This window comes from Enterobacter cloacae complex sp.6700776 (assembly GCF_048284255.1).
GTDB classification, from domain to species: Bacteria; Pseudomonadota; Gammaproteobacteria; order Enterobacterales; family Enterobacteriaceae; genus Enterobacter; species Enterobacter intestinihominis.
The window spans coordinates 220,446-245,045 of the sequence record NZ_JBLVYK010000005.1 but is presented as its reverse complement, the minus strand read 5'-3'; the positions used below and the strand labels follow the sequence as shown (position 1 = coordinate 245,045).

The 24,600-nt window shown below is 54.8% G+C and carries 26 protein-coding genes; 19 read left to right on the top strand and 7 right to left on the bottom strand.

The window, feature by feature from the left end; genetic code table 11:
* Positions 1-5: 5 nt before the first annotated feature.
* The 3 genes from tauB to tauD are packed head-to-tail and all read left to right on the top strand — an operon-like array spanning position 6 to position 2,445.
* A complete protein-coding gene (tauB, locus tag ACNQ0T_RS10895) occupies positions 6-773 on the top strand; it encodes a taurine ABC transporter ATP-binding subunit (RefSeq protein ID WP_417930027.1) in 768 nt (255 codons plus the stop codon).
* On the top strand, positions 770-1,597 hold the full coding sequence (gene tauC / locus ACNQ0T_RS10890) for a taurine ABC transporter permease TauC (RefSeq protein WP_022647195.1): 828 nt from the start codon (positions 770-772) through the stop codon (positions 1,595-1,597). Before tauB ends, tauC begins: the two co-directional genes overlap by 4 nt.
* Entirely contained in the window at positions 1,594-2,445 is an 852-nt protein-coding gene (tauD, locus tag ACNQ0T_RS10885; RefSeq protein WP_023305554.1) for a taurine dioxygenase, read from the top strand. The genes tauC and tauD overlap by 4 nt, the downstream gene beginning before the upstream one ends.
* 69 nt (positions 2,446-2,514) lie before the next feature.
* Here tauD and ACNQ0T_RS10880 read toward each other — a convergent pair whose 3' ends face one another.
* On the bottom strand, positions 2,515-4,239 hold the full coding sequence (locus ACNQ0T_RS10880; protein ID WP_171932812.1) for a lysophospholipid acyltransferase family protein: 1,725 nt from the start codon (positions 4,237-4,239) through the stop codon (positions 2,515-2,517).
* 125 nt (positions 4,240-4,364) lie between these two features.
* Complete coding sequence (gene hemB, locus ACNQ0T_RS10875) at positions 4,365-5,339, bottom strand: porphobilinogen synthase (protein ID WP_003859169.1); 975 nt, start codon at positions 5,337-5,339, stop codon at positions 4,365-4,367.
* Between the two features lie 452 nt (positions 5,340-5,791).
* Here hemB and ACNQ0T_RS10870 point away from each other — a divergent pair, with 452 nt between their 5' ends.
* Positions 5,792-8,566: an autotransporter outer membrane beta-barrel domain-containing protein gene (locus tag ACNQ0T_RS10870; protein WP_417930024.1), complete on the top strand. Its 2,775-nt coding sequence runs from the start codon at positions 5,792-5,794 to the stop codon at positions 8,564-8,566.
* Positions 8,567-8,654: 88 nt separating this feature from the next.
* Positions 8,655-9,281: a helix-turn-helix domain-containing protein gene (locus tag ACNQ0T_RS10865; RefSeq protein WP_022647199.1), complete on the top strand. Its 627-nt coding sequence runs from the start codon at positions 8,655-8,657 to the stop codon at positions 9,279-9,281.
* A gap of 2 nt (positions 9,282-9,283) precedes the next feature.
* On the opposite strand, the gene ampH is transcribed toward ACNQ0T_RS10865, so the two are convergent.
* A complete protein-coding gene (gene ampH, locus ACNQ0T_RS10860) occupies positions 9,284-10,444 on the bottom strand; it encodes a D-alanyl-D-alanine-carboxypeptidase/endopeptidase AmpH (protein WP_022647200.1) in 1,161 nt (386 codons plus the stop codon).
* Between the two features lie 204 nt (positions 10,445-10,648).
* Here ampH and ACNQ0T_RS10855 point away from each other — a divergent pair, with 204 nt between their 5' ends.
* From ACNQ0T_RS10855 to ACNQ0T_RS10845, 3 genes are all read left to right on the top strand, one after another.
* Complete coding sequence (locus tag ACNQ0T_RS10855) at positions 10,649-11,182, top strand: isochorismatase family protein (RefSeq protein WP_337258006.1); 534 nt, start codon at positions 10,649-10,651, stop codon at positions 11,180-11,182.
* A 114-nt stretch (positions 11,183-11,296) separates the two neighbouring features.
* Positions 11,297-12,517, top strand: coding sequence for a peptide antibiotic transporter SbmA (gene sbmA, locus ACNQ0T_RS10850; protein WP_022647202.1), 1,221 nt, complete (start codon positions 11,297-11,299; stop codon positions 12,515-12,517).
* Between the two features lie 12 nt (positions 12,518-12,529).
* Complete coding sequence (locus ACNQ0T_RS10845) at positions 12,530-13,627, top strand: DUF1615 domain-containing protein (protein ID WP_045308919.1); 1,098 nt, start codon at positions 12,530-12,532, stop codon at positions 13,625-13,627.
* Here the strand turns inward: ACNQ0T_RS10845 and ACNQ0T_RS10840 are convergent, their stop codons facing one another.
* Positions 13,628-13,930 (bottom strand): DUF2755 family protein, encoded by a 303-nt coding sequence (locus ACNQ0T_RS10840; protein WP_003859159.1) that lies wholly within the window; start codon positions 13,928-13,930, stop codon positions 13,628-13,630.
* Positions 13,931-14,178: 248 nt separating this feature from the next.
* On the opposite strand from ACNQ0T_RS10840, the gene ACNQ0T_RS10835 reads away from it, so the two are divergent.
* Positions 14,179-14,397, top strand: a complete 219-nt coding sequence (locus ACNQ0T_RS10835) for a DUF2754 domain-containing protein (RefSeq protein WP_022647204.1) — start codon at positions 14,179-14,181, stop codon at positions 14,395-14,397.
* Positions 14,398-14,400: 3 nt separating this feature from the next.
* On the opposite strand, the gene ddlA is transcribed toward ACNQ0T_RS10835, so the two are convergent.
* Positions 14,401-15,498 (bottom strand): D-alanine--D-alanine ligase, encoded by a 1,098-nt coding sequence (ddlA, locus tag ACNQ0T_RS10830; RefSeq protein WP_022647205.1) that lies wholly within the window; start codon positions 15,496-15,498, stop codon positions 14,401-14,403.
* Between the two features lie 104 nt (positions 15,499-15,602).
* Here ddlA and ACNQ0T_RS10825 point away from each other — a divergent pair, with 104 nt between their 5' ends.
* The 5 genes from ACNQ0T_RS10825 to adrA all read left to right on the top strand — a co-directional run bounded on the left by ACNQ0T_RS10825 (position 15,603) and on the right by adrA (position 19,959).
* Positions 15,603-16,286, top strand: coding sequence for an extensin family protein (locus tag ACNQ0T_RS10825; protein WP_192970629.1), 684 nt, complete (start codon positions 15,603-15,605; stop codon positions 16,284-16,286).
* Between the two features lie 169 nt (positions 16,287-16,455).
* Positions 16,456-17,679, top strand: coding sequence for a multidrug efflux MFS transporter (locus ACNQ0T_RS10820; RefSeq protein ID WP_417930022.1), 1,224 nt, complete (start codon positions 16,456-16,458; stop codon positions 17,677-17,679).
* Positions 17,680-17,878: 199 nt separating this feature from the next.
* Positions 17,879-18,139: an anti-adapter protein IraP gene (iraP, locus tag ACNQ0T_RS10815; protein WP_003859148.1), complete on the top strand. Its 261-nt coding sequence runs from the start codon at positions 17,879-17,881 to the stop codon at positions 18,137-18,139.
* Between the two features lie 293 nt (positions 18,140-18,432).
* Complete coding sequence (gene psiF / locus ACNQ0T_RS10810; protein WP_022647208.1) at positions 18,433-18,753, top strand: phosphate starvation-inducible protein PsiF; 321 nt, start codon at positions 18,433-18,435, stop codon at positions 18,751-18,753.
* A 102-nt stretch (positions 18,754-18,855) separates the two neighbouring features.
* Positions 18,856-19,959: a diguanylate cyclase AdrA gene (gene adrA, locus ACNQ0T_RS10805; protein ID WP_192970628.1), complete on the top strand. Its 1,104-nt coding sequence runs from the start codon at positions 18,856-18,858 to the stop codon at positions 19,957-19,959.
* Between the two features lie 16 nt (positions 19,960-19,975).
* Here adrA and proC read toward each other — a convergent pair whose 3' ends face one another.
* Positions 19,976-20,785, bottom strand: coding sequence for a pyrroline-5-carboxylate reductase (gene proC, locus ACNQ0T_RS10800; protein WP_023305563.1), 810 nt, complete (start codon positions 20,783-20,785; stop codon positions 19,976-19,978).
* Positions 20,786-20,882: 97 nt separating this feature from the next.
* Here proC and ACNQ0T_RS10795 point away from each other — a divergent pair, with 97 nt between their 5' ends.
* From ACNQ0T_RS10795 to ppnP, 5 genes are all read left to right on the top strand, one after another.
* Positions 20,883-21,341, top strand: coding sequence for a YaiI/YqxD family protein (locus ACNQ0T_RS10795; protein WP_192970627.1), 459 nt, complete (start codon positions 20,883-20,885; stop codon positions 21,339-21,341).
* Positions 21,342-21,485: 144 nt separating this feature from the next.
* Positions 21,486-22,010: a shikimate kinase AroL gene (gene aroL / locus ACNQ0T_RS10790; protein WP_022647212.1), complete on the top strand. Its 525-nt coding sequence runs from the start codon at positions 21,486-21,488 to the stop codon at positions 22,008-22,010.
* 44 nt (positions 22,011-22,054) lie between these two features.
* Positions 22,055-22,246 carry a protein YaiA gene (yaiA, locus tag ACNQ0T_RS10785; RefSeq protein WP_003859135.1) on the top strand — a complete coding sequence of 64 codons (192 nt, stop codon included), beginning with the start codon at positions 22,055-22,057 and terminating at the stop codon, positions 22,244-22,246.
* A 236-nt stretch (positions 22,247-22,482) separates the two neighbouring features.
* Positions 22,483-23,160, top strand: coding sequence for an AroM family protein (locus ACNQ0T_RS10780; protein WP_003859133.1), 678 nt, complete (start codon positions 22,483-22,485; stop codon positions 23,158-23,160).
* 71 nt (positions 23,161-23,231) lie between these two features.
* Positions 23,232-23,519, top strand: a complete 288-nt coding sequence (gene ppnP, locus ACNQ0T_RS10775) for a pyrimidine/purine nucleoside phosphorylase (protein WP_003859131.1) — start codon at positions 23,232-23,234, stop codon at positions 23,517-23,519.
* 47 nt (positions 23,520-23,566) lie between these two features.
* Here the strand turns inward: ppnP and rdgC are convergent, their stop codons facing one another.
* Positions 23,567-24,481 (bottom strand): recombination-associated protein RdgC, encoded by a 915-nt coding sequence (rdgC, locus tag ACNQ0T_RS10770; RefSeq protein ID WP_058645975.1) that lies wholly within the window; start codon positions 24,479-24,481, stop codon positions 23,567-23,569.
* Positions 24,482-24,600: the final 119 nt, after the last annotated feature.

The following is a 24,600-nucleotide window of genomic DNA, read 5'->3' as shown; positions in this document are numbered from 1 at the left end:
CTGCGATGCTGAACATTACAAACCTGTCTGCCGATTACGGCGGCAAACCCGCCCTGAAAGAGATCAACCTGACGCTGGACAGCGGTGAACTGCTGGTCGTACTGGGGCCGTCCGGCTGCGGGAAAACGACGCTGCTGAACCTGATCGCCGGGTTTGTACCGTATCAGCACGGCACGATCCAACTCGAAGGAAAACGGGTAACGAGGCCGGGCGCAGAGCGCGGCGTGGTCTTCCAGAACGAAGGGCTACTTCCGTGGCGAAACGTGCAGGAAAACGTTGCGTTTGGTCTGCAACTGGCCGGCGTAGCGCGTGAACAGCGTCTGAATACGGCGCGCGACATGTTGAAAAAGGTCGGGCTGGAGGGGGCTGAAAAACGCTTTATCTGGCAGCTTTCAGGCGGGCAGCGTCAGCGCGTCGGGATTGCCCGTGCGCTGGCGGCTAACCCTCAGCTGCTGTTGCTGGACGAACCTTTCGGGGCGCTGGATGCCTTTACCCGTGAGCAGATGCAAACCCTGCTGCTGCGCCTGTGGCACGAAACCGGCAAGCAGGTGCTGTTAATCACCCACGATATCGAAGAGGCCGTGTTTATGGCGACGGAGCTGGTGCTGCTCTCACCGGGACCGGGACGCGTGCTGGAGCGTCTGCCGCTTGAGTTTGCCCGGCGCTATATGGCGGGAGAGCCAGTACGCAGCATTAAATCAGACCCGCTATTTATCGAAAAACGGGAATACATCCTGAGCCGTGTGTTTGAACAGCGGGAGGCGTTCTCATGAGCATTGTCTTCAGTGAAAAAACGCGGCGGACGCGCCGTGCCTTACGCTGGCCGTTCTCTCGCCAGCTCACCTTAAGTGTCAGCACGCTGGTGGTGTTGCTGGCGGTATGGTGGGCGGTTGCCGCGCAGCAGTGGATCAGCCCGCTGTTTCTGCCCCCGCCAGGCCAGGTTCTGGAAAAACTGATCGCCATCGCCGGACCGCAGGGCTTTATGGATGCCACCCTCTGGCAGCATTTAGGCGCCAGTCTGACGCGTATTCTGGTGGCGCTGCTGGCGGCGGTCATTATTGGCGTTCCGGTGGGGATTGCGATGGGACTGAGCCCGACGGTGCGCGGCATTCTCGACCCGCTGATAGAGCTTTACCGTCCCGTACCGCCGCTGGCTTATCTGCCCCTGATGGTGATCTGGTTTGGCATCGGCGAGACGTCAAAGATCTTACTGATATATCTGGCTATTTTTGCGCCGGTAGCAATGTCGGCCCTGGCTGGCGTAAAGAGTGCGCAGCAGGTACGCATACGTGCGGCGCAGTCGCTCGGCGCCAGCCGCGCGCAGGTACTGCTGTTCGTCATTTTACCAGGTGCGCTGCCGGAGATATTGACCGGGTTGCGCATCGGCCTTGGGGTGGGCTGGTCAACGCTGGTGGCGGCAGAGCTGATTGCCGCCACGCGCGGCCTTGGGTTTATGGTGCAGTCGGCGGGAGAGTTCCTGGCGACTGACGTGGTACTGGCAGGGATCGCGGTCATCGCCGCGATCGCCTTTGGATTAGAACTGGGACTGCGCACGCTACAGCGTCGCCTGACGCCCTGGCATGGAGAAATACAATGAGTGAACGTCTGACGATTATCCCGTTGGGGCCGTACATTGGCGCGCAGGTGTCGGGCCTGGACGTAACCCGTCCGCTGAGCGATAACCAGTTTGAGCAGCTGTACCACGCGGTGCTGCGCCATCAGGTGGTGTTCCTGCGCGAGCAGGCCATCACCCCGCAACAGCAGCGCGCGCTGGCCCTGCGTTTTGGCGACCTGCATATCCACCCGGTCTACCCGCATGCGGAAGGGGTGGAGGAAATTATCGTGCTGGACACTCATAACGATAACCCGCCCGATAATGACAACTGGCATACGGATGTTACCTTTATCGACACACCGCCAGCCGGGGCGATTCTGGCAGCAAAACTACTGCCAGAGACCGGCGGCGATACGCTGTGGGCGAGCGGCATTGCGGCGTTTGAGGCGCTCTCCGCGCCGTTCCAGACCTTGCTAAGTGGCCTGCGGGCGGAGCATGATTTTAAAAAATCGTTCCAGGAGTATAAGTACCGTAAAACGGAAGAGGAGCACCAGCGCTGGCTGGATGCGGTCGCAAAACATCCGCCGCTGTTGCACCCGGTGGTGCGTACCCATCCGGTGACCGGCAAGCAGGCGCTGTTTGTGAACGAAGGGTTTACCTCGCGCATTGTGGACGTAACGGAAAAAGAGAGCGAGGCGCTGCTCAGCTTCCTGTTTGCGCATATCACGAAGCCGGAGTTTCAGGTGCGCTGGCGCTGGCAGGAGAACGATCTGGCGATCTGGGATAACCGCGTCACGCAGCATTACGCCAATGCGGATTACCTGCCGCAGCGAAGGATTATGCAGCGGGCGACGATCCTGGGGGATAAGCCGTTCTACCGTGCGGTTTGAGCCCCTCACCCTAACCCTCTCCCCAAAGGGGCGAGGGGACTGACTGGTGCGGTTTTCACCCTCTCCCTTTTAGGGAGAGGGCAGGGGTGAGGGTATTAAGTGCGCCTCTATATACCGCTGATAGCGGTTCGCCTTCAGATAACACAGATCCACCAGCACCAGCCCGTCGATACAGTTATTGAACGCCGGATCGCTGCCGAAATCGATAAACTGCACGCCGCCTGGCTCGCATAGCTCGGAATATTGTTTATAAAGCGGCGGAATACCGCAGCCCAGATTGCCGAGCAGGGATTTGAGCTTTGTCAGGTCATCCACGTAATCCACCCCGCTAAATTGCGCCAGCACGTCCGGGAGTGACGCCGGGTAGGGTTGACGCGAGGCGGCTAACGGGTGGCTGGCCGGAAACCAGAGACGATAAAACGCGACCAGCAGATCCCGGGCGGCAGGCGGTAAGCCGCCGGAGATGGACACCGGACCAAACAGGTAACGGTAATGTGGATAGCGCGCCAGATAGGCGCCAATGCCTGACCACAGGTAGTCCAGACCGCGACGTCCCCAGTAGCGCGGCTGTATAAAGCTGCGCCCCAGCTCAATGCCGTGCTCCAGTATGTCCTGCATTTTTTCGTCGTAGTGGAACAGGCTGTAACTGTACAATCCCTCGACGCCGCACTTTTCCACCTGCATGGCCGTTGGCATAAAGCGGTACGCGCCGACAATCTCGAGGTCATCATCATCCCACAGAATAAGATGCAGATAGTCATCATCGTAGCTGTCGGTATCCCGGCGTTTTCCGCTGCCTTCCTCCACGGCGCGAAAGGCAATCTCGCGCAGTCGCCCCAGCTCGCGCAGCAGAGGCGCCTCTTCCTGCCCGTTGCGCTGCCACAAATAGATGGTTTTACCATCGCTGGTTTTGCCCAGACATTCGGCCTGCGCCAGCTCCCGCTTCAGCGTGGCCCTGTCTTCCGGGCGGGCAATGGCGCACTGGGTTTTAAAGACGCCAGGCAATCCCTTGCCAAGTCGTATCACGTGCTGACGGCACTGCTCGGCCATCTCACGCGATGAAAGGGTAGAGCTAAACCGATCATTCCAGGCAATCTGCTGGCCGATTTTGATCGGCAGCTGGCTGTGGCGGCGGCGAAACATCTGTTGCATCAGCAGCAGCAGGGATACCGTCGGCGATACCAGGGTGCTGGCATAAAACAGCAGGCTGTTGTGGGCCTGAATATGTACCGGTAGCAGCGGTACCCGTAGTTTGCTGGCCAGCTTGATAAAGCCCGGATGCCACTTTTTATCGCGGATGCCTTTACGCGTTGGGCGGGAGACTTCGCCCGCCGGGAAGAAGATCAGCACGCCGGCGTTTTGCAGGTGCTGCTCCATCTTCACCAGAGATGCTTTTGCGGTTCTGCCGCCCATATTGTCCACGGGGATAAACAACGAGCTGAGGGGCTCAAGGTGAGACAGCATCCGGTTGGTGACAACCTTGACGTCCCGGCGCACGCGCGAAACGGCATACAGTAGCGCCAGCCCATCCAGGGTGCCCGTCGGGTGGTTCGCTATCACAATGAGTGGGCCGTGTTCGGGGATTTGTTCGAGGTCTCGGGCGGAAATGGTGCAGAGAATATCAAGGTGTTCCAGAACCTGCTCTACCATATCCAGCCCTTTCAGGTGACGGTGGCTGGCGGCAAACTGCTGAAATTCGTCTTCGTGGAGCAGTCTTTTTAACAGACTTTTTTGCCAGGGTGCGGGCCTCGCCTGAGGCCAAAGGTCATCAAGAACGCTGTCGAGACTAAACATTGATCACTCCTCCTGCCGTCTTGCCCAGACAGTAGAAGGAGGAGATGTCGGTTGTATTGCAGTTTAGTGAAGATTCGCGCAGAGAGCAGGCCGGGTATGGCGAAGCCACCCGGCGCTAAAGCGGATTAACGCAGAATTTTCTTCTCAGCCAGATCCAGCGCGAAGTAGCTGAAGATCAGATCCGCGCCCGCGCGTTTGATCGCCCCCAGGCTTTCGAGGATCACTTTCTCTTCGTCGATGGCACCCGCCTGCGCGGCGAATTTGATCATCGCGTACTCGCCGCTCACCTGGTATGCGCCCAGCGGCAGTTCGGTGCGTTCGCGAATGTCGCGCAGGATATCCAGATATGCGCCGGCCGGTTTCACCATCAGACAGTCTGCGCCCTGTGCTTCATCGAGCAGAGATTCACGAATCGCTTCGCGGCGGTTCAGCGGGTTCATCTGATAGGTTTTACGATCGCCCTTCAGCGCCGTGCCCGCCGCTTCACGGAACGGGCCGTAGAAGGAGGAGGCGAATTTGGTGGAGTAGGACATGATGGCGGTGTCGGTAAAGCCTGCCGCATCCAGCGCATGACGAATAGCCTGAACCTGACCATCCATTGCCGCAGAAGGTGCAATGAAATCCGCACCCGCGGCGGCGGCAACCACCGCCTGCTTGCCCAGATTCAGCAGGGTCGCATCGTTGTCCACGCCGTGATCGCACAGCACACCGCAGTGGCCATGAGAGGTGTATTCGCAGAAGCAGGTATCGGACATGACGATCATCTCCGGCACACTCTCTTTGCAGATGCGCGACATGCGTGCCACGAGACCGTCTTCTTTCCATGCATCACTGCCGGTTGCGTCAGTGTGGTGGGAGATACCGAACGTCATCACCGAGCGGATGCCCGCATTCGCAATGCGTTCGATCTCGCGGGCCAGATGCTTTTCAGGAATGCGCATCACGCCCGGCATCGCGTCGATGGCTTTGTAGTCATCGATCTCTTCTTCAACAAAAATCGGCAACACCAGATCGTTTAAGGTCAGTGTTGTCTCTTCAAACATGGCGCGCAGTGCGGGTGACTTGCGCAGGCGACGGGGACGAGCAATTAAATCGGTCATGGTATGCCTGATGTTTGTGGAACAAAGAGGCTTAGTGTACCTGAAAGCGGAGAGTGGTGTTTTACTAAAGTTGTCTTTTAGATTTTCGAAATCGATTAATATACGCTACATGTATTTTGTATATATTATAAATCTTATTATGGTGTCCAGAGTGGTATGTGATATTGGTGAGGCTTCTATATTGGTTTGGGATTATAAATATAAATGATTTATTGCTTTTTATTATATGTGTCGAAGCAACTAAAGTAGTTTGCAATCAGTTGAATTTATAATATTTATTCATAATGATTGATATTGTCCTGGGTTTATAAGCTTATTTGTCTGAATACGGACTTAATGGAATCATTCATTGAACCTTTTCGAAGTGAAACTGCATAATTCCTTCCGCAATTAAACGTTGCCAAATGATTTGATGGACAAACTTGCTTACGTCCCTGAGGAGGGATGACCCAATGCAAACATGGAAAAAGAAACTGGTTGTATCACAACTTGCATTAGCCTGCACACTGGCTATCGCTTCTCAGGCCAATGCGAAAGATATATCCGGCACGACATATAATACTTTTGGATATGACAATACTGCGTCCACGCCCTGGTATTATGGTTATGCTGACTGGGATTATTCAGATGCCACACATGATGGTGACATTTATCCAGTCATCAATAAATCAACCGTAAACGGAGTTATTTCGACATACTATCTGGATGATGGTGTCAATGGCCGTGCGAACGCGTTGAGTATTTCTAACAGCACCATTAACGGCATGATCACGTCAGAGTGTATGACCACGACGTGTGCAGAAGGCGTGGATACTGACGGCACTACGCATACCCAGTACGATCGTTTTAGCCTGACTGTTGATAACTCCACCATCAACGATACCTACGAGCATTATGCGTATGATGTCGTTAATGGCGATACCACTGAAACGCATTATCTGGACACCTATGGTCTGGGTAACGCCATCACCCTGGATGTTGAGTCTGATATCGTTATTCAGAACAATTCCCACATCGCGGGCATCACGCTGACGCAGGGTTATCAGGAGCTTGATAACACGCCATACGACGGTGTTGAAGGCGTTGCTAACAGCAGCAATATCTTTACCGATACGCTGGTGGTGAAAGACTCTGTGCTGACCTCTGGCGCATACAGCGATCTGGGTACCAGCGGCTTCTACGGTCAAACGGCGAAGCCAAGCGACTACGGTGAAACCAACGCCACGGCTGCGGATGATGCGGCGCTGATCGTTGCTGCCAGTGCGTCTGATAACGCCATGCAGACCACCGCTACCTTCGATCACTCTACCGTTACGGGTGACATTCTTTTCTCCAGCACCTTTGATAACAACTTCTACGAGAATGGCGATCCGGCAACGGATACCACAGAAGATGGCGTCTATAACCCAACCACCAACGGCTGGGATGGTACCGATAAACTGGATGTCACGCTGACCAACGGCAGTAAGTGGGTGGGTGCAGCGCAGTCCAGCGTTGAAGCTATCGGCACTGCGCAGATGTATGGCCAGGGCTACAGCAACGTAGACTGGCACGCATTGTCCCCGAATAGCATCTGGCCTGATTCTACCTTTGACAGCAACGGTCACGTTGCCGGTGAAGAGGTGTATCAGAGCGGCCTGTTCAACGTGGCGCTGGATAACGGTTCCGAGTGGGATACCCGCAAGATCTCCAACATCGATGCACTGACGGTGAACAACCAGTCTCAGGTCAATGTTGAAAACTCCGGCCTGCTGGCAGATTCCATCACCCTGACCAATGCTTCAACCTTGAATATTGGCGACAGCGGTGCCGTGGCAACCGACAGTCTGTATCTGGATAGCTACAGCCGTGCGGCACTGACTGAAGAGACGGCAGAACTGTATGCCAACACCATTACTGTAGACAACGGTGCAGAGCTGGCGCTGGGTCTGGGTCAGGTTGATACGCACAATATGGTGCTGACTGATGGCGGTGTGCTCAACGTTGCCAGCCGCGATTATGTGCTGAACAGCGACCTGAACAACGCACGCTATATCACCAACGATAGCCATAAAGCGGACTACGACTATGGTGTTGTCGCGCTGAACTCTGACGGCCATCTGGCGGTGAACGGTGACGTTGCCGGTAACTATAAAGTGCGCATCGACGATGCGACCGGAGCAGGCTCCGTAGCTGACTACAAAAACAAAGAGATCATTCGCGTCTATGACAATAACGCGGATACCGCTGCCAGCTTTACTGCGGCAAACAAAGCTGATTTAGGTGCATACACCTATCAGGCGCAGCAGAAGGGTGACACCGTTGTTCTCCAGCAGGAAGAGCTGACTGACTACGCCAACATGGCGCTGAGCATTCCTTCTGCCAATACCAACATCTGGAATCTGCAACAGGATACCGTGGGTACCCGTCTGACCAACAGCCGTCATGGCCTGGCAGATAACGGCGGCGCATGGGTGAGCTATTTTGGCGGCAACTTTGACGCGGATAATGGCACCGTTAGCTACGATCAGGACGTAAGCGGCATTATGGTGGGTCTGGATACTCAGATCGACGGTAATAACGCGAAGTGGATTGTCGGTGGTGCGGCTGGTTTCGCGAAGGGTGATATCAGCGATCGTACTGGTCAGGTCGATCAGGACAGCCAGACTGCGATGATCTACGCGTCGGCGAAGTTCATGAACGACATCTTCCTCGACAGCTCCATGAGCTACACCCGCTTCAACAACGACCTTTCTGCTACCATGAGCAACGGTCAGTATGTTGACGGTAATACCACGACTGACGCCGTTGGTTTCGGGATGAAACTGGGCTATGACTGGAAACCAAACCTGTCTGGCTACGTCACGCCTTACGCGGCGATCTCTGGCCTGTTCCAGTCCGGTGATGACTATCAGTTAAGCAACGACATGCGTATCGATGGCCAGTCTTACGACAGTATGCGTTATGAGCTCGGCGTGGATGCAGGTTATACCTTCAACTACGGTGGCGAGCAGGCATTAACCCCTTACTTCAAGCTGGCTTACGTGTATGACGATGCCGACAACAATGCTGATATCAACAATGACAGCATTGACAACGGCGTGGAAGGCTCTGCGGTTCGCGTGGGACTGGGCACTCAGTTCAGCTTCACGAAAAACTTCATTGCTTACACTGATGCGACTTATCTGGGCGGCGGCGACGTTGACCAGAACTGGGGAGCAAACCTGGGTGTGAAATATACCTGGTAAGAAAAAAACGCGGGGGATTTTGCCCCCGCTTTTTTATGTGCTTTAAAAATAATAAAGAACCGACATATACAGATGACTTGAGGTATGCATGAACGTTAATGCGAAACCACTTTCTGAATTAAGCCGGCTCATAAAGTGTCTGGAAGTCGCCGGTACCCCATTTAAAACGGAACCACAACAATTTATAACTACCGGCAATAATGATGATGAACCATTGACATTTGTAATACAATCCGGCCTGACAGTCGTTCACCGTAAATCAGATGAATTACTCGTGGGTATTGCACGGGCACCCTATATTCATGGATTAAGTGCATGGATTAATGACAGCTATCTTGAATATTCTCTGATGGCACAAACACCTTGTACCGGATTTTATTTGCCAGCCTCTACTGCATGCGAAATTATTCAAGAAGCGCAACTCTGGCAAGAAGCATTCTGCTGGCTTTCATGGCTAAATCATTTACTGGGAAAACGTGATATCCAGCTGGTCGGAAATAATTCGTATAGCCAAATTCGGGCGATGCTAATCAATATGGCCGAGTGGGATGACACGCTACGCTCAAAAATTGGTGTGATGAATCATATTCAGCGTAGCACGCGTATATCACGTTCGGTGGTTGCGGAGGTTCTGGCGGCGCTGCGTCAGGGGAACTACATCAATATGAGCCGGGGCAAACTGATCAGTATCAACCGTTTGCCCACGGACTATTAAGCTCAGTTAGCGGCCGTAAGTACCTGCGCTTTATTGGCGCTCAGCTCAGCTACAAGGTTATTTACGCCATCACTCATATTCACGAAGCGGGTGTTCGGTGACCGGGTGACCACCACAAAAGCGCCCACGTTTGATTGCGGAATCATCGCCATGTAGGTGATGAATCCGCCACCCCCACCGGTTTTTTGAATAATACCCGGGCGACCATCTTTTGGCGCCATATATACCCAGCCCATGCCGAGGGCATCGGCTTTACCGGGAACATCCATACCGATGACGCGACGTAACTGAGCACGCTGGTAGATGAGCGTCTGCATTCGGTCGGCCTGATTACTGCGCGCGTAAAAATCCGATGAGAGGAACTGTTGCATCCAGCGCATCATGTCGCCAGGCGTAGAGTAAACCCCACCGCTGCCAATGGCTGCCAGCGTGTTATTACACGGGCTGGCCCCTTTTTCCGCCACCATCAGACGCTTGCACTGGTCCGGGGAGGGGGTGTAAGTAGTATCTTTCATCCCGAGCGGACGCGTGATTTGCTCTTCAAACAGCTGAGGGTAAGGCTTACCTGATGCCGTTGCTAACGCGTCGGCCAGCAGATCAAACGCCAGGTTAGAATAGCCAGCCTGAGAACCCGGGGCCGATTTCAGCGTTGCGGTGCTCAGGTAATTCCAGCGTTGTTCGCGAGTTGGCCAGACAAAGACAGGGCGATGCGCAGCGCCACCGGGCTGTTCTCGCGGCAGGGCGCTGGTATGGGTCGCCAGGTTCACCAGCCTGATCGGCGTTCCCTGATATGTCGGAACGCGAGCGCCGGGTGGCGCATATTTGCTGAGCGGATCGTCGAGTTTTACCACGCCCTGATCGAGCAATTTCACCAGCATTTCGCTGGTCATCAGCTTGGTTATCGACGCGACACGGATAACGGAATCCAGCTGCGGGCGAACGTTATTTCCCGGTCGTGTTTCACCGAAGCTGCGAAACACCCGCTGGTTACCGTCGATCACGACCAGCGCCATTCCCGTCGCACCACTGCCGTAATAAATAAGGTTCGCATAGCGATCGGCAATGTCAGAGGCCAGAACCGGTGCCGTCAGAGGCTGTGCTGCCTGGGCGGTGGACAGGCTCACCGCACACAGCGCGGCGAAAGAGAGCAGACAACGTTTCAACGAAAAGCATCCATCCAGTGAATAAGGAGAGTTACGGGTAGTTATACTACTAATCGGCGTCGGGCAATCGTCCGATTTGCATAACGATAGCGAGAAAAACGTAACCGTGGGTAAATTTGCACAATTTACTTACGGCCAGACTCCCATTTTGTGACATCGGGCTTATGATAGTCACCAGTTACATTCATTATTGCGGAGAACGGTATGTCTGAAAAGCGTGTGGTTTTGGTGGTTGATATGCAGAATGGGGTGTTTAAGACGCCGCGCCATCAGAGTGAGAAATGTGTCTCACTGATCAATCAGCTTACCCAGGCTGCTGAGGCCGTTATTTTCATACAGCATACTGAAGTTGGCGGGCTAGAGGAGGGGAGCGAAGGGTTTGCATTGCTGCCCGATCTCAACCAGCCGGCAGGGGCGTTTTACGTCACGAAGACCGCTTGCGATGCCTTCTATAACACTTCGCTCGAGGCACTGTTGCGCGAACAGGGGATCGATGAATTTATTATCTGCGGCTGCGCGACGGATTATTGTGTCGATGCCACCTTTAAAAACGGTGTCAGCCGGGGCTACCACATCACGGTTGCGGAGGATGCCCACACCACGGCCAATCGTCCAGCGGCCGATGCCCAGGTTCTGATCGCGCACTATAACGATGTCTGGCGTAACTTCATCGCCCCTGCCAACCCGCCTTCGGTGAAACGCACCGAAACAATTCTTGAAAACTGGAAAGCGAACTAATAATTCACCCGCAGGTCTGACTTTTTTGCCTGAGCCGGGAGGCTGGCCCAGGCAAGGTTTCGTGTGGCGATATGTTAAACACAGCAACAGCCATAACAACAAGAAGGAAGCACAATGTTTAAGTCTTTTTTCCCAAAGCCGGGGCCCTTTTTCCTGTCGGCATTTATTTGGGCACTGCTGGCTGTCATTTTCTGGCAGGCCGGTGGCGGCGCGTGGCTGACCCGACTTACGGGGGCAACAGGCGACATTCCCATTAGCGCTGCGCGCTTCTGGTCCATGAGCTATCTGCTTTTCTACGCCTATTACATGCTCTGCGTGGGGCTTTTTGCCATGTTCTGGTTTATCTATTCGCCTCACCGCTGGCAATACTGGTCGATTCTCGGCACGTCGTTAATCATCTTTGTCACCTGGTTCCTGGTGGAAGTGGGCGTGGCGGTCAACGCCTGGTATGCGCCGTTTTACGATCTGATCCAGACGGCGCTGAGTTCGCCGCATAAAGTGACCATTAACCAGTTCTACCATGAGGTGGGGATCTTCCTCGGCATCGCCCTCATCGCCGTGGTGATCGGCGTGATGAATAACTTTTTCGTCAGTCACTATGTGTTCCGCTGGCGTACCGCGATGAACGAACACTATATGGCGCACTGGCAGCACCTGCGTCATATCGAAGGTGCCGCACAGCGTGTGCAGGAAGACACCATGCGTTTTGCCTCTACACTGGAAGATATGGGCGTGAGCTTTATTAATGCCATCATGACGCTGATCGCCTTCCTGCCGGTGCTGGTGACACTCTCATCCCACGTTCCGGAACTGCCGATTGTCGGCCATCTGCCGTACGGCCTGGTCATTGCCGCGATTGTCTGGTCGCTGATGGGAACGGGACTGCTGGCAGTGGTGGGGATCAAGCTGCCGGGGCTGGAATTTAAAAACCAGCGCGTGGAAGCGGCCTACCGTAAAGAGCTGGTGTATGGTGAAGACGATCCTAACCGTGCGTCACCGCCTACCGTGCGTGAGCTGTTTGGCGCCGTACGTCGTAATTACTTCCGCCTCTATTTCCATTACATGTACTTCAATATCGCGCGCATCCTTTATCTTCAGGTTGATAACGTTTTCGGGTTGTTCCTGCTGTTCCCGTCCATCGTTGCGGGTACGATTACGCTCGGTCTGATGACCCAGATCACCAACGTTTTTGGTCAGGTTCGCGGTTCGTTCCAGTACCTGATTAGCTCCTGGACTACGCTGGTGGAGCTGATGTCCATCTACAAACGTTTACGCAGTTTCGAGCGTGAGCTGGACGATAAGGATTTGCAGGAAGTCACCCATACATTAGGTTAAAAAGGAATTGCTATGCCATTTGCCGTACCACGTGCATTACCGCTGACGTTACTCGCCGCCGTCGTGCTGGCGGGCTGTGCCGAGAAAGGGGCTACCCCGCTCAAAGAAGGGGAGAAGCCCGTTGATGTGGCGAGCGTGGTGCGGCAAAAAATGCCCGCCAGCGTGAAGGATCGCAGTGAGTGGGCTGATGCGCTGGCAACGACCTTCAAAAGTCAGAAGATCGCGCCTACCGAGGAGAACATCTGCTCGGTGCTGGCGGTGGCGCAGCAGGAATCGATGTATCAGTCAGATCCTGTTGTGCCTGGCCTGAACAAAATCGCCTGGAAGGAGATCGACCGCCGGGCCGAATCGATGCATATCCCGGTTTTCCTGGTACATACCGCCCTTAAAATCACCTCGCCAAACGGGAAAAGCTACAGCGAACGGCTGGATACGGTGAAAACCGAGAGGCAGCTCAGCGCCATTTTCGATGATTTCATCAATATGGTTCCGATGGGGCAGAAGCTGTTTGGCTCGCTGAATCCGGTACATACCGGCGGTCCGATGCAGGTAAGCATCGCATTTGCGGAAAAGCATACCGACGGCTATCCGTGGGATATCGACGGTACGGTGCGTCAGGAAGTCTTCTCCCTGCGCGGTGGGCTGTGGTTTGGGACGTATCACCTGCTGAATTATCCGGCCAACTACGATAAACCGCTGTATCGTTTTGCCGACTTTAACGCGGGCTGGTATGCCAGCCGAAATGCAGCCTTCCAGAATGCGGTAAGCCGTGCCAGCGGTGTGAAGCTCGCTTTGGATGGCGATCTCATTGCTTACGGCAGCAGCGAGGCAGGGTCCACCGAACGGGCAGTGCGAAAACTTTCGACGAAGCTGGAGATGAGCAACAGTGACATTCGCCGACAGCTGGAGAAGGGTGACAGCCTGGCGTTTGAGAAAACGGATCTGTATAAGCAGGTTTTCGCGCTTGCAGAGAAGAAAAGTGGAAAGGCACTACCCAGAGCCATTCTGCCAGGCATTCAGCTTGAAAGCCCGAAGATCACGCGTAACCTGACGACCGCATGGTTCGCAAAACGCGTGGACGATCGTCGGGCTCGCTGTATGGGACTGTAATCAGTGGCGGTTGCGCCAGCGCAGCACGAGCGCAATCACGCCCAGAACCATGCTGCCCGCGAGGAAGGGAATGAGCCCGAATACGGTGCTCACGCCTAAACCGATTTCAACGCGCGGGCGGCCGGTATCCTGCACCTGCATCAGATGCTCATACACGCCAGGGGCATGCACCAGCATGTTCAGCAGTTGGGTTCCTGCCCAGAAACAAAACAGAACAAACAGGGCATAGGCAATATTCCCCGCCGTGGAGGTTTTTGGTTGTTTTCCGCCAAAAATCGGTTTCGACAATGTAAAGTCTGCCATAAGACCTCCCGAAAATATCACTCTGTTTTAATACGCGTCGTACAGGGTGAGTGTGACAGGTCATAGCATTTGTCAATATCAGAATCGTGGGAAATTCGGCTCAGGATTTCTCCTGGATTGTCGATTTCTGCATCACGTCACAAATTGATAACATAAGTGAAACTACGCTGCTTTTCAGAATTTACGTATCCGCCACAGACGACTTTATCAAACTGTGAGAGGATAGTTTTTTTTCTGCCGGAGTTGTCATGAAGCTCACTTCCAAACTACGCCGTGACTGGCATTACTACGCCTTTGCGATCGGGCTGATCTTTATACTCAACGGTGTTGTCGGGCTGCTGGGATTTGAAGCGAAGGGCTGGCAAACCTATGCGGTTGGGCTGGTGACCTGGGTAATCAGTTTCTGGCTGGCGGGATTCATTATCCGCCGTCGTCCCGATGAGACGACGGCAGAGAAAGCCGACTAACCGTCAGTTAACAGAGCTTTTCAGGGCGCTGTCAGCGGCGTGACGCTCCAGCGCCAGTTCAATCAGGCGGGTGATCAGTTCCGGATAGCTTATTCCGCTGGCCTGCCACAATTTCGGGTACATGCTGATATTGGTAAAGCCCGGCAGGGTGTTGATTTCGTTAATCACTACCTCGTTATCCGCCGTCAGAAACACATCGACGCGCGCCATCCCACTGCATCCCAGCGCCTGATAGGCTTCAACGGCGATCGCCCGGATCTTGTCGTTAACGTCAGGATCGAGCGCGGCGGGAACCACAACCTGGGCACCTTTGTCGTCAATATATTTGGTGTCGTAGGAGTAGAAGTCGCTATTCAGCACCACTTCACCACAGGTACTCGCCTGCGGGAAGTCGTTACCCAGTACGGCGCACTCAATTTCGCGCCCGTTAATTCCCTGCTCAACCACCACCTTGTGGTCAAACTCAAAGGCCAGACGAACGGCATCGTTAAACTGTGCTTCGCTGGTGACTTTGCTGACGCCGACGGATGAGCCCTGATTCGCCGGTTTCACGAACAGCGGCAGGCCGAGTTGCGCCTGGATCTGCGCGAAGCTGTGTTTATCGCGGTTGGCGCGAGTGAGCGTGACGAACGGTGCAATATTCAGACCGGCGTCGCGCAGCAGACGTTTAGTGACGTCTTTATCCATGCAGGCGGCAGAACCCAGCACATCGGAGCCGACAAACGGCAGGTTCGCCATCCGCAACATGCCTTGCAGGGACCCGTCTTCGCCCAGCGTGCCGTGAACGATAGGGAACACCACGTCAATCTGTGCCAGCGCCTGCGCGTTCCCGGCATCGATAAGCTGTCCCTGTGCCACGCCTGGAACCGTTGCGACGCTGATATCAGAAGGATTAAGGGCGATGCGCGCCGGATCATCAGCGTGTAACAGATACTGGCTGGCATCGTTAACATGCCACTGGCCCTGTTTATCAATGCCCAGCAGCACCACGTCAAAACGGCTTTTATCAATCGCATCAACGATATTTTTAGCCGATTGCAATGACACCTCGTGCTCTGATGATTTTCCCCCAAAGACAATACCTACGCGCTGCTTTGCCATCTCACTCTCTTCCAGTCTGACGAAAAGCCAATAACATACCACGATGCCCGGCGGGTTTCGCGGCCTTCTGCCATAATGTTTTGAGGGATGTTGAAGGGGGGCGCGTGAAAGGAAAAGGTCTGCTTATTCTTATTGTTATTGCCGGGATCGCCACGGTGGGCTACCGCTGGTTGCCGCCGCATTACAACCCTTTCGTGCCGCTTACGCTTGACGATCCGCCTGGAAAAATAACCCAGTTTAAACTCCGGCGCTTAACGCCGCAGGCGTGCGCAAACCTGTTAGCGCAGGCGAATCAACGCCAGCTTATCCGTACCCAGGCGGTCGCTGACAGCGCCGGTGAGTGTCCGCTGAGTAACGTGGTGCGCGTGCGCGATTTTGGCCCGGTCAGCCTGAACGGCAGCTTCCTTGCCAGTTGCCCGCTGGCGTTAAGCTCGGCGCTGTTTGTCAGCCAGCAGGCCCGGCCGCTCACCAAAACCTGGACCGGCAGCGAGCTTACGCGTATTGAACATCTGGGCAGCTTCGCCTGCCGCAATATCTACAGCCGCCCGGATGCGCGGCGCAGCGAACATGCCACGGCGGATGCGCTGGATATCAGCGCTTTCAGGCTGGCAAACGGACAGCGTGTTACCGTCCTCAACGGCTGGAAAGCGGAAAAGACGCAGCCCTGGCTACAGGCGCTGTTGTCGGCAAGCTGCGGCTATTACGGTAACGGTCTGGGGCCGGACTACAATGCCGCCCATGCCAACCATTTCCATCTGGGAATGCGCGGCTATGGCTTATGTCGATGAAGCATAATCTTCCGCCGAAAATTGGATAGATTGTGACTTATCTCACAAATATGATGACTGGGAAGATAAAACACCAAAGTCTGCAAGGCCGCATCTCTGGCGCTATGTCATTGCGCGTAACTTGCTAATCTGTCGGCGAATTCGCCTAAAAATGAAGACTATTTCTGTTATGGAATCCTGGAAAGTTAACCTCATTTCAGTCTGGTTCGGCTGCTTCTTCACCGGACTGGCTATCAGCCAGATATTGCCCTTCCTGCCGCTTTACGTGTCGCAGCTGGGGGTCACTTCCCATGAAGCGCTCTCTATGTGGTCCGGCCTGACGTTCAGCGTGACGTTTCTGGTGTCCGCCATTGTGTCACCGATGTGGGGCAGCCTTGCGGATCGCAAGGGGCGCAAGTTGATGCTGCTCCGCGCCTCGCTGGGGATGGCGATAGCCATTTTGCTCCAGGCCTTCGCCACCAACGTCTGGCAGCTGTTTATTCTGCGGGCGATAATGGGGCTGACCTCCGGGTACATTCCGAATGCCATGGCGCTGGTGGCCTCACAGGTACCGCGCGAGCGGAGCGGCTGGGCACTCAGCACGCTTTCCACGGCCCAGATTAGCGGTGTAATTGGCGGCCCCCTGCTCGGCGGCTTCCTGGCTGACCATGTTGGGCTGCGCGCGGTCTTTATCATTACCGCCATCCTGCTAACGGTCAGCTTTCTGGTCACCCTTTTTCTGATTAAAGAGGGCGGTCGGCCTGTCGTCAGCAAATCAGAACGCCTGAGCGTAAAGGCGGTTTTCGCCTCGCTACCTTATCCTGGCCTGATGATTAGCCTTTTTGTGACAACGATGGTGATCCAGCTCTGTAACGGCTCGGTGGGACCGATTCTGGCGCTGTTTATCAAGTCGATGGCACCGGACAGCAGCAACATTGCTTTTCTGAGCGGGATGATTGCCGCCGTGCCGGGCGTGTCGGCGCTGATGTCCGCTCCGCGTCTGGGGAAACTGGGCGACAGGATCGGTACGGCACGCATTCTGATGGCAACGCTCATCATTGCGGTGATCCTTTTCTTTGCCATGTCGTTCGTCACAACACCGCTTCAGCTCGGGGTGTTGCGCTTCCTGCTTGGCTTCGCGGATGGTGCTATGCTGCCCGCTGTACAGACGCTGCTGGTGAAATATTCCAGTGACCAGGTAACCGGCCGCATTTTTGGCTACAACCAGTCGTTCATGTATTTAGGCAACGTAGCGGGCCCGCTTATTGGCGCCTCGGTCTCGGCGATGGCGGGTTTCCGCTGGGTATTTGCCGCGACGGCGGTGGTGGTGCTTCTTAATATTATTCAACTGGCCTTTGCCTTGCGCCGTCGCCGGCGAATCGCTGAGGCAAAGTCAGCCCGGCAAACACGATAATATATTATTAATTCTTATGATGGCCGCATTTTTATATAACGAAATGCGGCTTCTGTCTTTTAGAAAAACGTTTCGCTTGCGCTCCGAAATATCTTTTTTGGCAGCAATGTCACTTTTGCATAAGATAAAACCAATCCATGCTTTTCATTATTCAGTGAGGGTGTTAATTTCAGGGGAAATCACATAAGGACATAGCACCATGAAAAATCTCATTGCTGAGTTGTTGGTTAAGCTTGCCCAAAAGGAAGAAGAGTCGAAAGAGCTGGTTGCCCAGGTCGAGGCGCTGGAGATCGTTGTGACGGCGCTGTTGCGACAGATGGCAAAACCAGAGCAGGAGGCGTTGATCGACAACGTTGAAGGCGCGCTGGAAAAAGCTCGCCCTGATTCACAGGTGCCTGCAGAGGACGCGGAGCTGCTTCAGCAATACGTAAAGAAGCTTTTAAGGCATCCTCGCAGTTAACCCGCCAGAGGTGAAATGACGTGTCACAGAATTGTCATGCAGGATGCCTGGCGTCGCTCTGTTTTTATTTTTACCCTGTTACCATAGGGAAATTAAAATGAAGCAGAGCACACTTTTCACCGCATTAAACTCGCTCGTAATTACCTCCTCCGTTCCTGCGAAACCGGTTAATAATAATCGCGCTGCGACGGGACTGAAATAACCCTGAATCACGGTGAAAATCATGGTGCAGGGTGGTTTTTTTCCCGTAACGAACCAGACTTAACGTGGAACTTCACATAAAGGATGGTGCAATGAAAACAACAATACTGGTTACCCTGCTCTCTGGCCTGTGTCTGATCGCCTCAGCACATGCGGAAGAGAAAACGTTAACGCCCCAGCAGCAGCGCATGACGACCTGTAACCAACAGGCGACCTCGCAAAGTCTGAAAGGGGATGCCCGTAAAACGTATATGAGCGACTGCCTTAAAAATGGTACGACCAAACCGGGTGAAAAAAGCCTGACCCCGCAGCAGCAAAAAATGCGCGAGTGCAATGCCCAGGCGACACAGCAGATGCTGAAAGGCGACGATCGCAGCAAGTTTATGAGCGCGTGCCTGAAAAAACAGGCGTAGTGCTAATGGGTGAGTCACGGCTGTGGCTCACCCAAAATTTCATACTTTCCCCGCTATCCCCCTCTCTATAATTTGGGAAAATGTTTCAGAATATTCCCAAAAATGATGAATGATGAGTTTTATGACAATCACGAGAACATTCGGGAAGCGTGGTATCAGCAGCTTTCTCAGGATGACTCATACCGTTCCGGTCTGCGATTTGCCCGGCGAATACGGCTGGCACGCATCGTTGGTCTGGCGGCGCTGTTTGTTCCGCTTGCCAGCGTTCTGGTGAGTCAGCTTCTTTCTGGCGTCTGGTGGTTGCTATTGGTGGGCTGGGTCTTTGTCTGGCCCCATCTGGCCTGGCAGCTGGCTTTTCGTTCGACCTGCCCCCACAGCGGTGAAATCGTTAATCTGAAAATCGATGCCATCATTGCTGGCGTCTGGGTGGGATTAATAGGGTTCAATGCGCTGCCAACGGCGGCGCTGATCGTGATGATCGGCATGAACATGATGGGATCGGGGGGATGCCGCTTATTCCTGACAGGACTTGCGCTGCTTGCTCTGTCTGCCCTGCTCACCGTGCAATCCACGGGTACTCCTGTGCTATTGACCTCTGAACCGCTGGCGTTGTGGCTGACGCTCCCCGTGCTGGTGGTCTACCCCATGCTGTTTGCCTGGCTCAGCCACCGCACGGCGATCCGGCTGGCAGAGCATAAGCGTCGGCTTGAGCTGATGAGTACCCGCGACGGAATGACCGGCGTGTTCAATCGCCGTCACTGGGAAACGTTGCTGCGTAACGAATTTGAGGCCTGCCGTCGCAGCCATCGACAGGCGACGATACTGCTCATCGATATCGATCACTTCAAGACGATCAACGACACCTGGGGGCATGACGTGGGGGATGAAGCGATTGTCGCCATCACGCGCCAGCTTCAGCTGACCCTGCGCGCAGGCGATTATATTGGCCGCTTCGGGGGAGATGAATTTGCGGTGATCATGTCCGGCACGCCTGCCGACAATGCGATTGCGGCGATGGCGCGCGTCCATGAAAGGCTGGTCAACATGCCGCTGCACGGAGCACCTATGGCGAGGTTGTGTATCAGCGTTGGGGTTGCCCCCTGGGGGGCGCAGTTCACGCACTATCGTGAATGGCTAAAGGCCGCGGACGTGGCCCTCTATAAAGCCAAAAATGCCGGACGGGGTCGCACCGAAGTGGCCGCCTGACGCCCGGCGTTACGCATCAGGACTTACTCAGCTTCTCTGATTTTTCCATGCATTTTTCCATCGCCTCGATCACGGCGGAGCGGAACCCGCGCTCTTCCAGCACGCGCACGGCTTCAATGGTTGTGCCACCCGGCGAGCACACCATATCTTTCAGTTCGCCCGGATGTTTACCCGTTTCCAGCACCATTTTGGCCGAGCCCATCACCGCCTGCGCCGCAAATTTGTAGGCCTGCGCGCGCGGCATACCGCCAAGTACGGCGGCATCGGCCATGGCTTCGATAAACATAAAGACATACGCCGGGGCAGAACCACTCACGCCGACAACCGGGTGGATCATCGGTTCGGCAATCACTTCCGCTTCGCCGAAGCAGCGGAAAATGTTCAATACATCCGCCACCTCTTCAGAAGTAACCAGCGCGTTCGGGGTAACGGAGGTCATACCGGCATTTACCAGCGACGGGGTGTTTGGCATGGCGCGAACAATCTTACGGTCGTGCCCCAGCGCGCGGGCGAGCTGGTCGAGGGTCACGCCTGCGGCAATCGACACCACCAGGCTCTCTTTGTTCAGGCTGGAGGTGATCTCGCTCAGGACTTTAATCATGATATTCGGCTTAACGGCGCCAAAGACAATGTCCGCCACCTGAGCCACTTCCTGCGCGCTTTCGGCGGCGTTGATACCATACTCATCACGCAGCGCCGCGACTTTATCCGGGGATGGGGTGAAGACCCAAATCTGCCCCGGCAGCACCTGGCCGCTGGCTATCAGTCCACCGAGGATAGCTTTACCCATGTTTCCGCAGCCGATAAACCCGATTTTCTTATCCATCACGTCTCTCCGTTATTATGCGTTGTTATCTCTCATTGATAGCTTAACAACGAAATGCAGGCGACAATAGTCGCCAGAATCATAATGGGGAGACACTATGGCGATTTGGGTTGATGCGGACGCGTGTCCGAATGTGATTAAAGAGATTTTATTCCGCGCCGCCGAGCGGGTGCAGATGCCGATGACGCTGGTGGCGAACCAGAATATCCGCGTGCCGCCCTCCAGATACATCCGATCTCTGCGCGTTCCGGCCGGGTTCGACGTGGCAGATAACGAGATAGTACGCCTGTGTGACGCAGGAGATCTGGTGATCACGGCGGATATCCCGCTGGCTGCCGACGTGCTGGCGAAGGGGGCCGCGGCGCTTAACCCGCGCGGCGAGCGCTACTCTCCGGCAACGATCCGGGAGAAGCTCACCATGCGTGATTTTATGGATACCCTGCGTTCCAGCGGCGTGCAAACCGGTGGGCCGGACAGCCTGTCGCAGCGCGATCGCCAGCAGTTTGCCGCCGAGCTGGATAAATGGCTGCTGGAAGTGAAGCGCCGCCCGGCGTAGCCCACCTCCGGGCTGTTTTGTGGTACAGTGTGACTTCCACAGGCTTGTCATTCCGTACCGCTTTGCAGTAAAGTTAGCGCAACATCTTCTGCAATCATTTCTTTACAGCCTTCAGTTATCCGGCAGCAAGGGGAACACCTGGTTATGAACCCACCCATCTTTTTAGTTGGCCCTCGCGGCTGTGGGAAAACCACCGTTGGTCTGGAGCTGGCGCGTCTGTGCCAGAGTCAGTTTGTCGATACTGACCACTGGCTCCAGGAGAATGCCGGTAAGACCATCGCCGATATCGTGGAGAATGAGGGGTGGGAGAGCTTTCGTGCGCGCGAAACGGCCACGCTGGAAGCGGTGACCGCACCGTCGACCGTGATCGCGACCGGTGGAGGCATTATTCTGGCGCCGTATAACCGCCAGTTTATGCGCGAAAAGGGTGTCGTAATCTACCTTTGTGCCCCGGTTTCTACGCTGGTGGGGCGGCTGGAGGCGTTTCCGGAAGAAGGGCAGCGCCCGGCGCTGACCGCGAAACCGCTGAGTGAAGAGGTCAGCGACGTCCTCGCCGAACGCGATGCACTGTACCGCGAGGCGGCACACCACGTTGTGGATGCGTCAGCGTCACCCGAGAAAGTTGCGATTCAGATTATTACCGCCCTGCGTTTGGCTTGCGCCAGCTAACAGCCGTCTATACTCATAGCTCAGACATAAAAAAAGGATGAGCTATGCCAACCAGACCTCCCTATCCACGTGAAGCCCGCATCGTTACCGTTGAAAAAGGTAACGGCGATCAGACCGTAACCTGGTACCAGCTGCGTGCCGATCACCCTAAACCTGATTCGCTGATCAGCGAACATGAAACCGAACAGGAAGCGCTGGATGCGAAACGGCGCTATGAGGATCCCGAGAAGTCCTGACAAGAATCCGAATTCGTTACAACCGTGCCTGAATCACATTTTTAACTTATCGCTGATGTTAAGCAGCAGTTAATATTTAGTTATTACAGGTAGATTTGGAAAGGCCAGTCGATCTTTACATTACGGTGTAGAGATCCCCTGCTACGCTTGGTGCTGTTTTGTTGAAAAAATGAACAGTGCAGCGTAGTGAGCCTGTACTTGTGTGGCAGTTGTGGTAGTAACGGAAGGCGATCAAAATGAAGGCGACGTTGGCGATCCTCACGATTGGTGTGGTGCCTGTAAGCGAAGTATTACCGCTCTTAACCGAGCATGTCTCTGAACAACAAATTACGCATCTCAGTCTGTTAGGGAAGCTCAGTCGGGAAGAGGTCATGGAAGACTACGCGGTCGGAGAGGGGGAAGATCCCCTGGCAACGTTACTCAGTGACGGTAAACTGGCGCACGTGTCACGCCAGAAAATTGAGCGCGCGCTACAGGGTGTGATCGAAGTGCTCGACAATCAGGACTATGACGTCATTTTGCTGATGAGCACAGCACCCGTTAAAGGACTCAGCGCGCGTAATGCCATTCTGCTCGAACCGATGCGGATTATCCCCCCGCTGGTGGCGTCAATTGTTGATGGTCATCAGGTGGGCGTTATCGTTCCCGTAGAAGAACTGCTGGATAACCAGACGGTGAAGTGGGCCGCGCTGGAGCACACCCCGCTTTACGCGCTGGCAAACCCGTTCTGGGACAGCGAAGCGAAGCTGATTGCGGCCGGGCAGGAGTTGATCGACAGAGGGGCGGATGTCCTGATGCTCGACTGCCTGGGCTTCCATCAGCGGCATCGTGATTTACTGCAAAAGGCGCTGGATGTTCCGGTGCTGCTCTCTAACGTCCTGATGGCGCGCCTGGCGTCAGAATTACTGGTGTAATGATTTTGCGTGACAGGTCATGAGCATGGCCCCTATAGTGGATTTTTCTCAATAAATATAAGGGCCAGTTCATGCTTCAAAGTAACGAATACTTTTCCGGTAAAGTGAAATCCATTGGTTTTACCAGCAGCAGCACTGGCCGCGCCAGTGTCGGCGTAATGGCGGAAGGGGAATACACCTTTGGCACCGCAGAAGCGGAAGAGATGACGGTGGTCAGCGGCGCGCTGAACGTCCTGCTGCCAGGTGAAACGGAGTGGAAAGTCTATAGTGCCGGGCAGGTCTTCAACGTGCCGGGCCACAGCGAGTTCCATTTGCAGGTTGCAGAGCCAACCTCTTATCTGTGCCGCTATCTGAAATAAAAGCATGCCGGGTGGCGCATTCGCTTACCCGGCCTACGTTTTGCCTGTCAACGCTGCGCTTCGCCGCCGAGACCTTCCACCAGGTTCTGGATCAGCGCCGCCAGCTCGCCGGTCATCAGGATAAAGTCTGCGTCAAAGCGCTGAGCATAATCTTCGCGGTCGATATCTTCGTTCTGATCGCGCAGTTCATCGCAGAATTTAAGGCGCTTCACGGAGCCGTCATCACACATCACAAACTGAATGCGCTGCTGCCAGTCGAGTGCCAGTTTAGTCACCACTTTGCCCGCTTCAATGTGCACGGCGATTTCGTCGCTCACCAGATCCTGTTTCTTCGCGCGGATCACGCCGCCATCTTCCAGCAGCGCTTTCAGCTCTGCTTCATCAAGGATCTGGAAGCCCTGCGCGGCAGTCCCGCTGCGCACCCACTCAGTCAGGGTCAGCTCAATCGGCGTCTCCAGTGCCAGCGGTACCACCGGTAATGAGCCAAGGCTCTTACGCAGCAGCGCCAGCGTATCTTCCGCTTTTTTGGCGCTGGCGCAGTCGACCATGATCAGCCCGTTCACGGTGTCGATCCACATCATGGTCTGGCTAAAGCGGCTAAAGGCGCGCGGCAGCAGCGAGTGCAGCACTTCATCCTTCAGTGAATCTTTTTCGGTTTTTTTAAGCTTACGGCCCTGTTCAGCTTCCAGCTTGACGATCTTCGCTTCGAGCGCCTGCTTCACCACAGGCGTCGGCAGGATCTTCTCTTCTTTGCGGGCGCAAACGATGATTTGCCCCGTGCTGCTGGCGTGGGTCAGCGCATCGCTTTGAGAACCCATTGGCGGAACCCAGCCGGTTTTTGCCATATCCTGGCTACCGCAAGGGGTAAAGGAGTAAGCGGCTAACTGTTTTTCCATCTCTTCTGCACGCAGCGAAACGTCGCGGCTGAGACGGTAAACCATCAAATTTTTGAACCACAGCATGATAATTTCCACGGCCTTGTCGTTAAATCAGCGGGCATGATAACGAATTGTCGCATCGCTTGCATTGCTAATCGGGAAGTGGGCTTCTACTCTGTTGATAATCAAAATAATGAGGAGTG

What these genes read in the sequence shown, in the direction of transcription:
- tauB (WP_417930027.1), top strand. Translation starts at nt 6, where the DNA reads ATGCTGAACATTACAAACCTGTCTGCCGATTACGGCGGCAAACCCGCC.
- tauC (WP_022647195.1), top strand. Translation starts at nt 770, where the DNA reads ATGAGCATTGTCTTCAGTGAAAAAACGCGGCGGACGCGCCGTGCCTTA.
- tauD (WP_023305554.1), top strand. Translation starts at nt 1,594, where the DNA reads ATGAGTGAACGTCTGACGATTATCCCGTTGGGGCCGTACATTGGCGCG.
- ACNQ0T_RS10880 (WP_171932812.1), bottom strand. Translation starts at nt 4,239, where the DNA reads ATGTTTAGTCTCGACAGCGTTCTTGATGACCTTTGGCCTCAGGCGAGG.
- hemB (WP_003859169.1), bottom strand. Translation starts at nt 5,339, where the DNA reads ATGACCGATTTAATTGCTCGTCCCCGTCGCCTGCGCAAGTCACCCGCA.
- ACNQ0T_RS10870 (WP_417930024.1), top strand. Translation starts at nt 5,792, where the DNA reads ATGCAAACATGGAAAAAGAAACTGGTTGTATCACAACTTGCATTAGCC.
- ACNQ0T_RS10865 (WP_022647199.1), top strand. Translation starts at nt 8,655, where the DNA reads ATGAACGTTAATGCGAAACCACTTTCTGAATTAAGCCGGCTCATAAAG.
- ACNQ0T_RS10855 (WP_337258006.1), top strand. Translation starts at nt 10,649, where the DNA reads ATGTCTGAAAAGCGTGTGGTTTTGGTGGTTGATATGCAGAATGGGGTG.
- sbmA (WP_022647202.1), top strand. Translation starts at nt 11,297, where the DNA reads ATGTTTAAGTCTTTTTTCCCAAAGCCGGGGCCCTTTTTCCTGTCGGCA.
- ACNQ0T_RS10845 (WP_045308919.1), top strand. Translation starts at nt 12,530, where the DNA reads ATGCCATTTGCCGTACCACGTGCATTACCGCTGACGTTACTCGCCGCC.
- ACNQ0T_RS10840 (WP_003859159.1), bottom strand. Translation starts at nt 13,930, where the DNA reads ATGGCAGACTTTACATTGTCGAAACCGATTTTTGGCGGAAAACAACCA.
- ACNQ0T_RS10835 (WP_022647204.1), top strand. Translation starts at nt 14,179, where the DNA reads ATGAAGCTCACTTCCAAACTACGCCGTGACTGGCATTACTACGCCTTT.
- ddlA (WP_022647205.1), bottom strand. Translation starts at nt 15,498, where the DNA reads ATGGCAAAGCAGCGCGTAGGTATTGTCTTTGGGGGAAAATCATCAGAG.
- ACNQ0T_RS10820 (WP_417930022.1), top strand. Translation starts at nt 16,456, where the DNA reads ATGGAATCCTGGAAAGTTAACCTCATTTCAGTCTGGTTCGGCTGCTTC.
- iraP (WP_003859148.1), top strand. Translation starts at nt 17,879, where the DNA reads ATGAAAAATCTCATTGCTGAGTTGTTGGTTAAGCTTGCCCAAAAGGAA.
- psiF (WP_022647208.1), top strand. Translation starts at nt 18,433, where the DNA reads ATGAAAACAACAATACTGGTTACCCTGCTCTCTGGCCTGTGTCTGATC.
- adrA (WP_192970628.1), top strand. Translation starts at nt 18,856, where the DNA reads ATGATGAATGATGAGTTTTATGACAATCACGAGAACATTCGGGAAGCG.
- proC (WP_023305563.1), bottom strand. Translation starts at nt 20,785, where the DNA reads ATGGATAAGAAAATCGGGTTTATCGGCTGCGGAAACATGGGTAAAGCT.
- ACNQ0T_RS10795 (WP_192970627.1), top strand. Translation starts at nt 20,883, where the DNA reads ATGGCGATTTGGGTTGATGCGGACGCGTGTCCGAATGTGATTAAAGAG.
- aroL (WP_022647212.1), top strand. Translation starts at nt 21,486, where the DNA reads ATGAACCCACCCATCTTTTTAGTTGGCCCTCGCGGCTGTGGGAAAACC.
- yaiA (WP_003859135.1), top strand. Translation starts at nt 22,055, where the DNA reads ATGCCAACCAGACCTCCCTATCCACGTGAAGCCCGCATCGTTACCGTT.
- ACNQ0T_RS10780 (WP_003859133.1), top strand. Translation starts at nt 22,483, where the DNA reads ATGAAGGCGACGTTGGCGATCCTCACGATTGGTGTGGTGCCTGTAAGC.
- ppnP (WP_003859131.1), top strand. Translation starts at nt 23,232, where the DNA reads ATGCTTCAAAGTAACGAATACTTTTCCGGTAAAGTGAAATCCATTGGT.
- rdgC (WP_058645975.1), bottom strand. Translation starts at nt 24,481, where the DNA reads ATGCTGTGGTTCAAAAATTTGATGGTTTACCGTCTCAGCCGCGACGTT.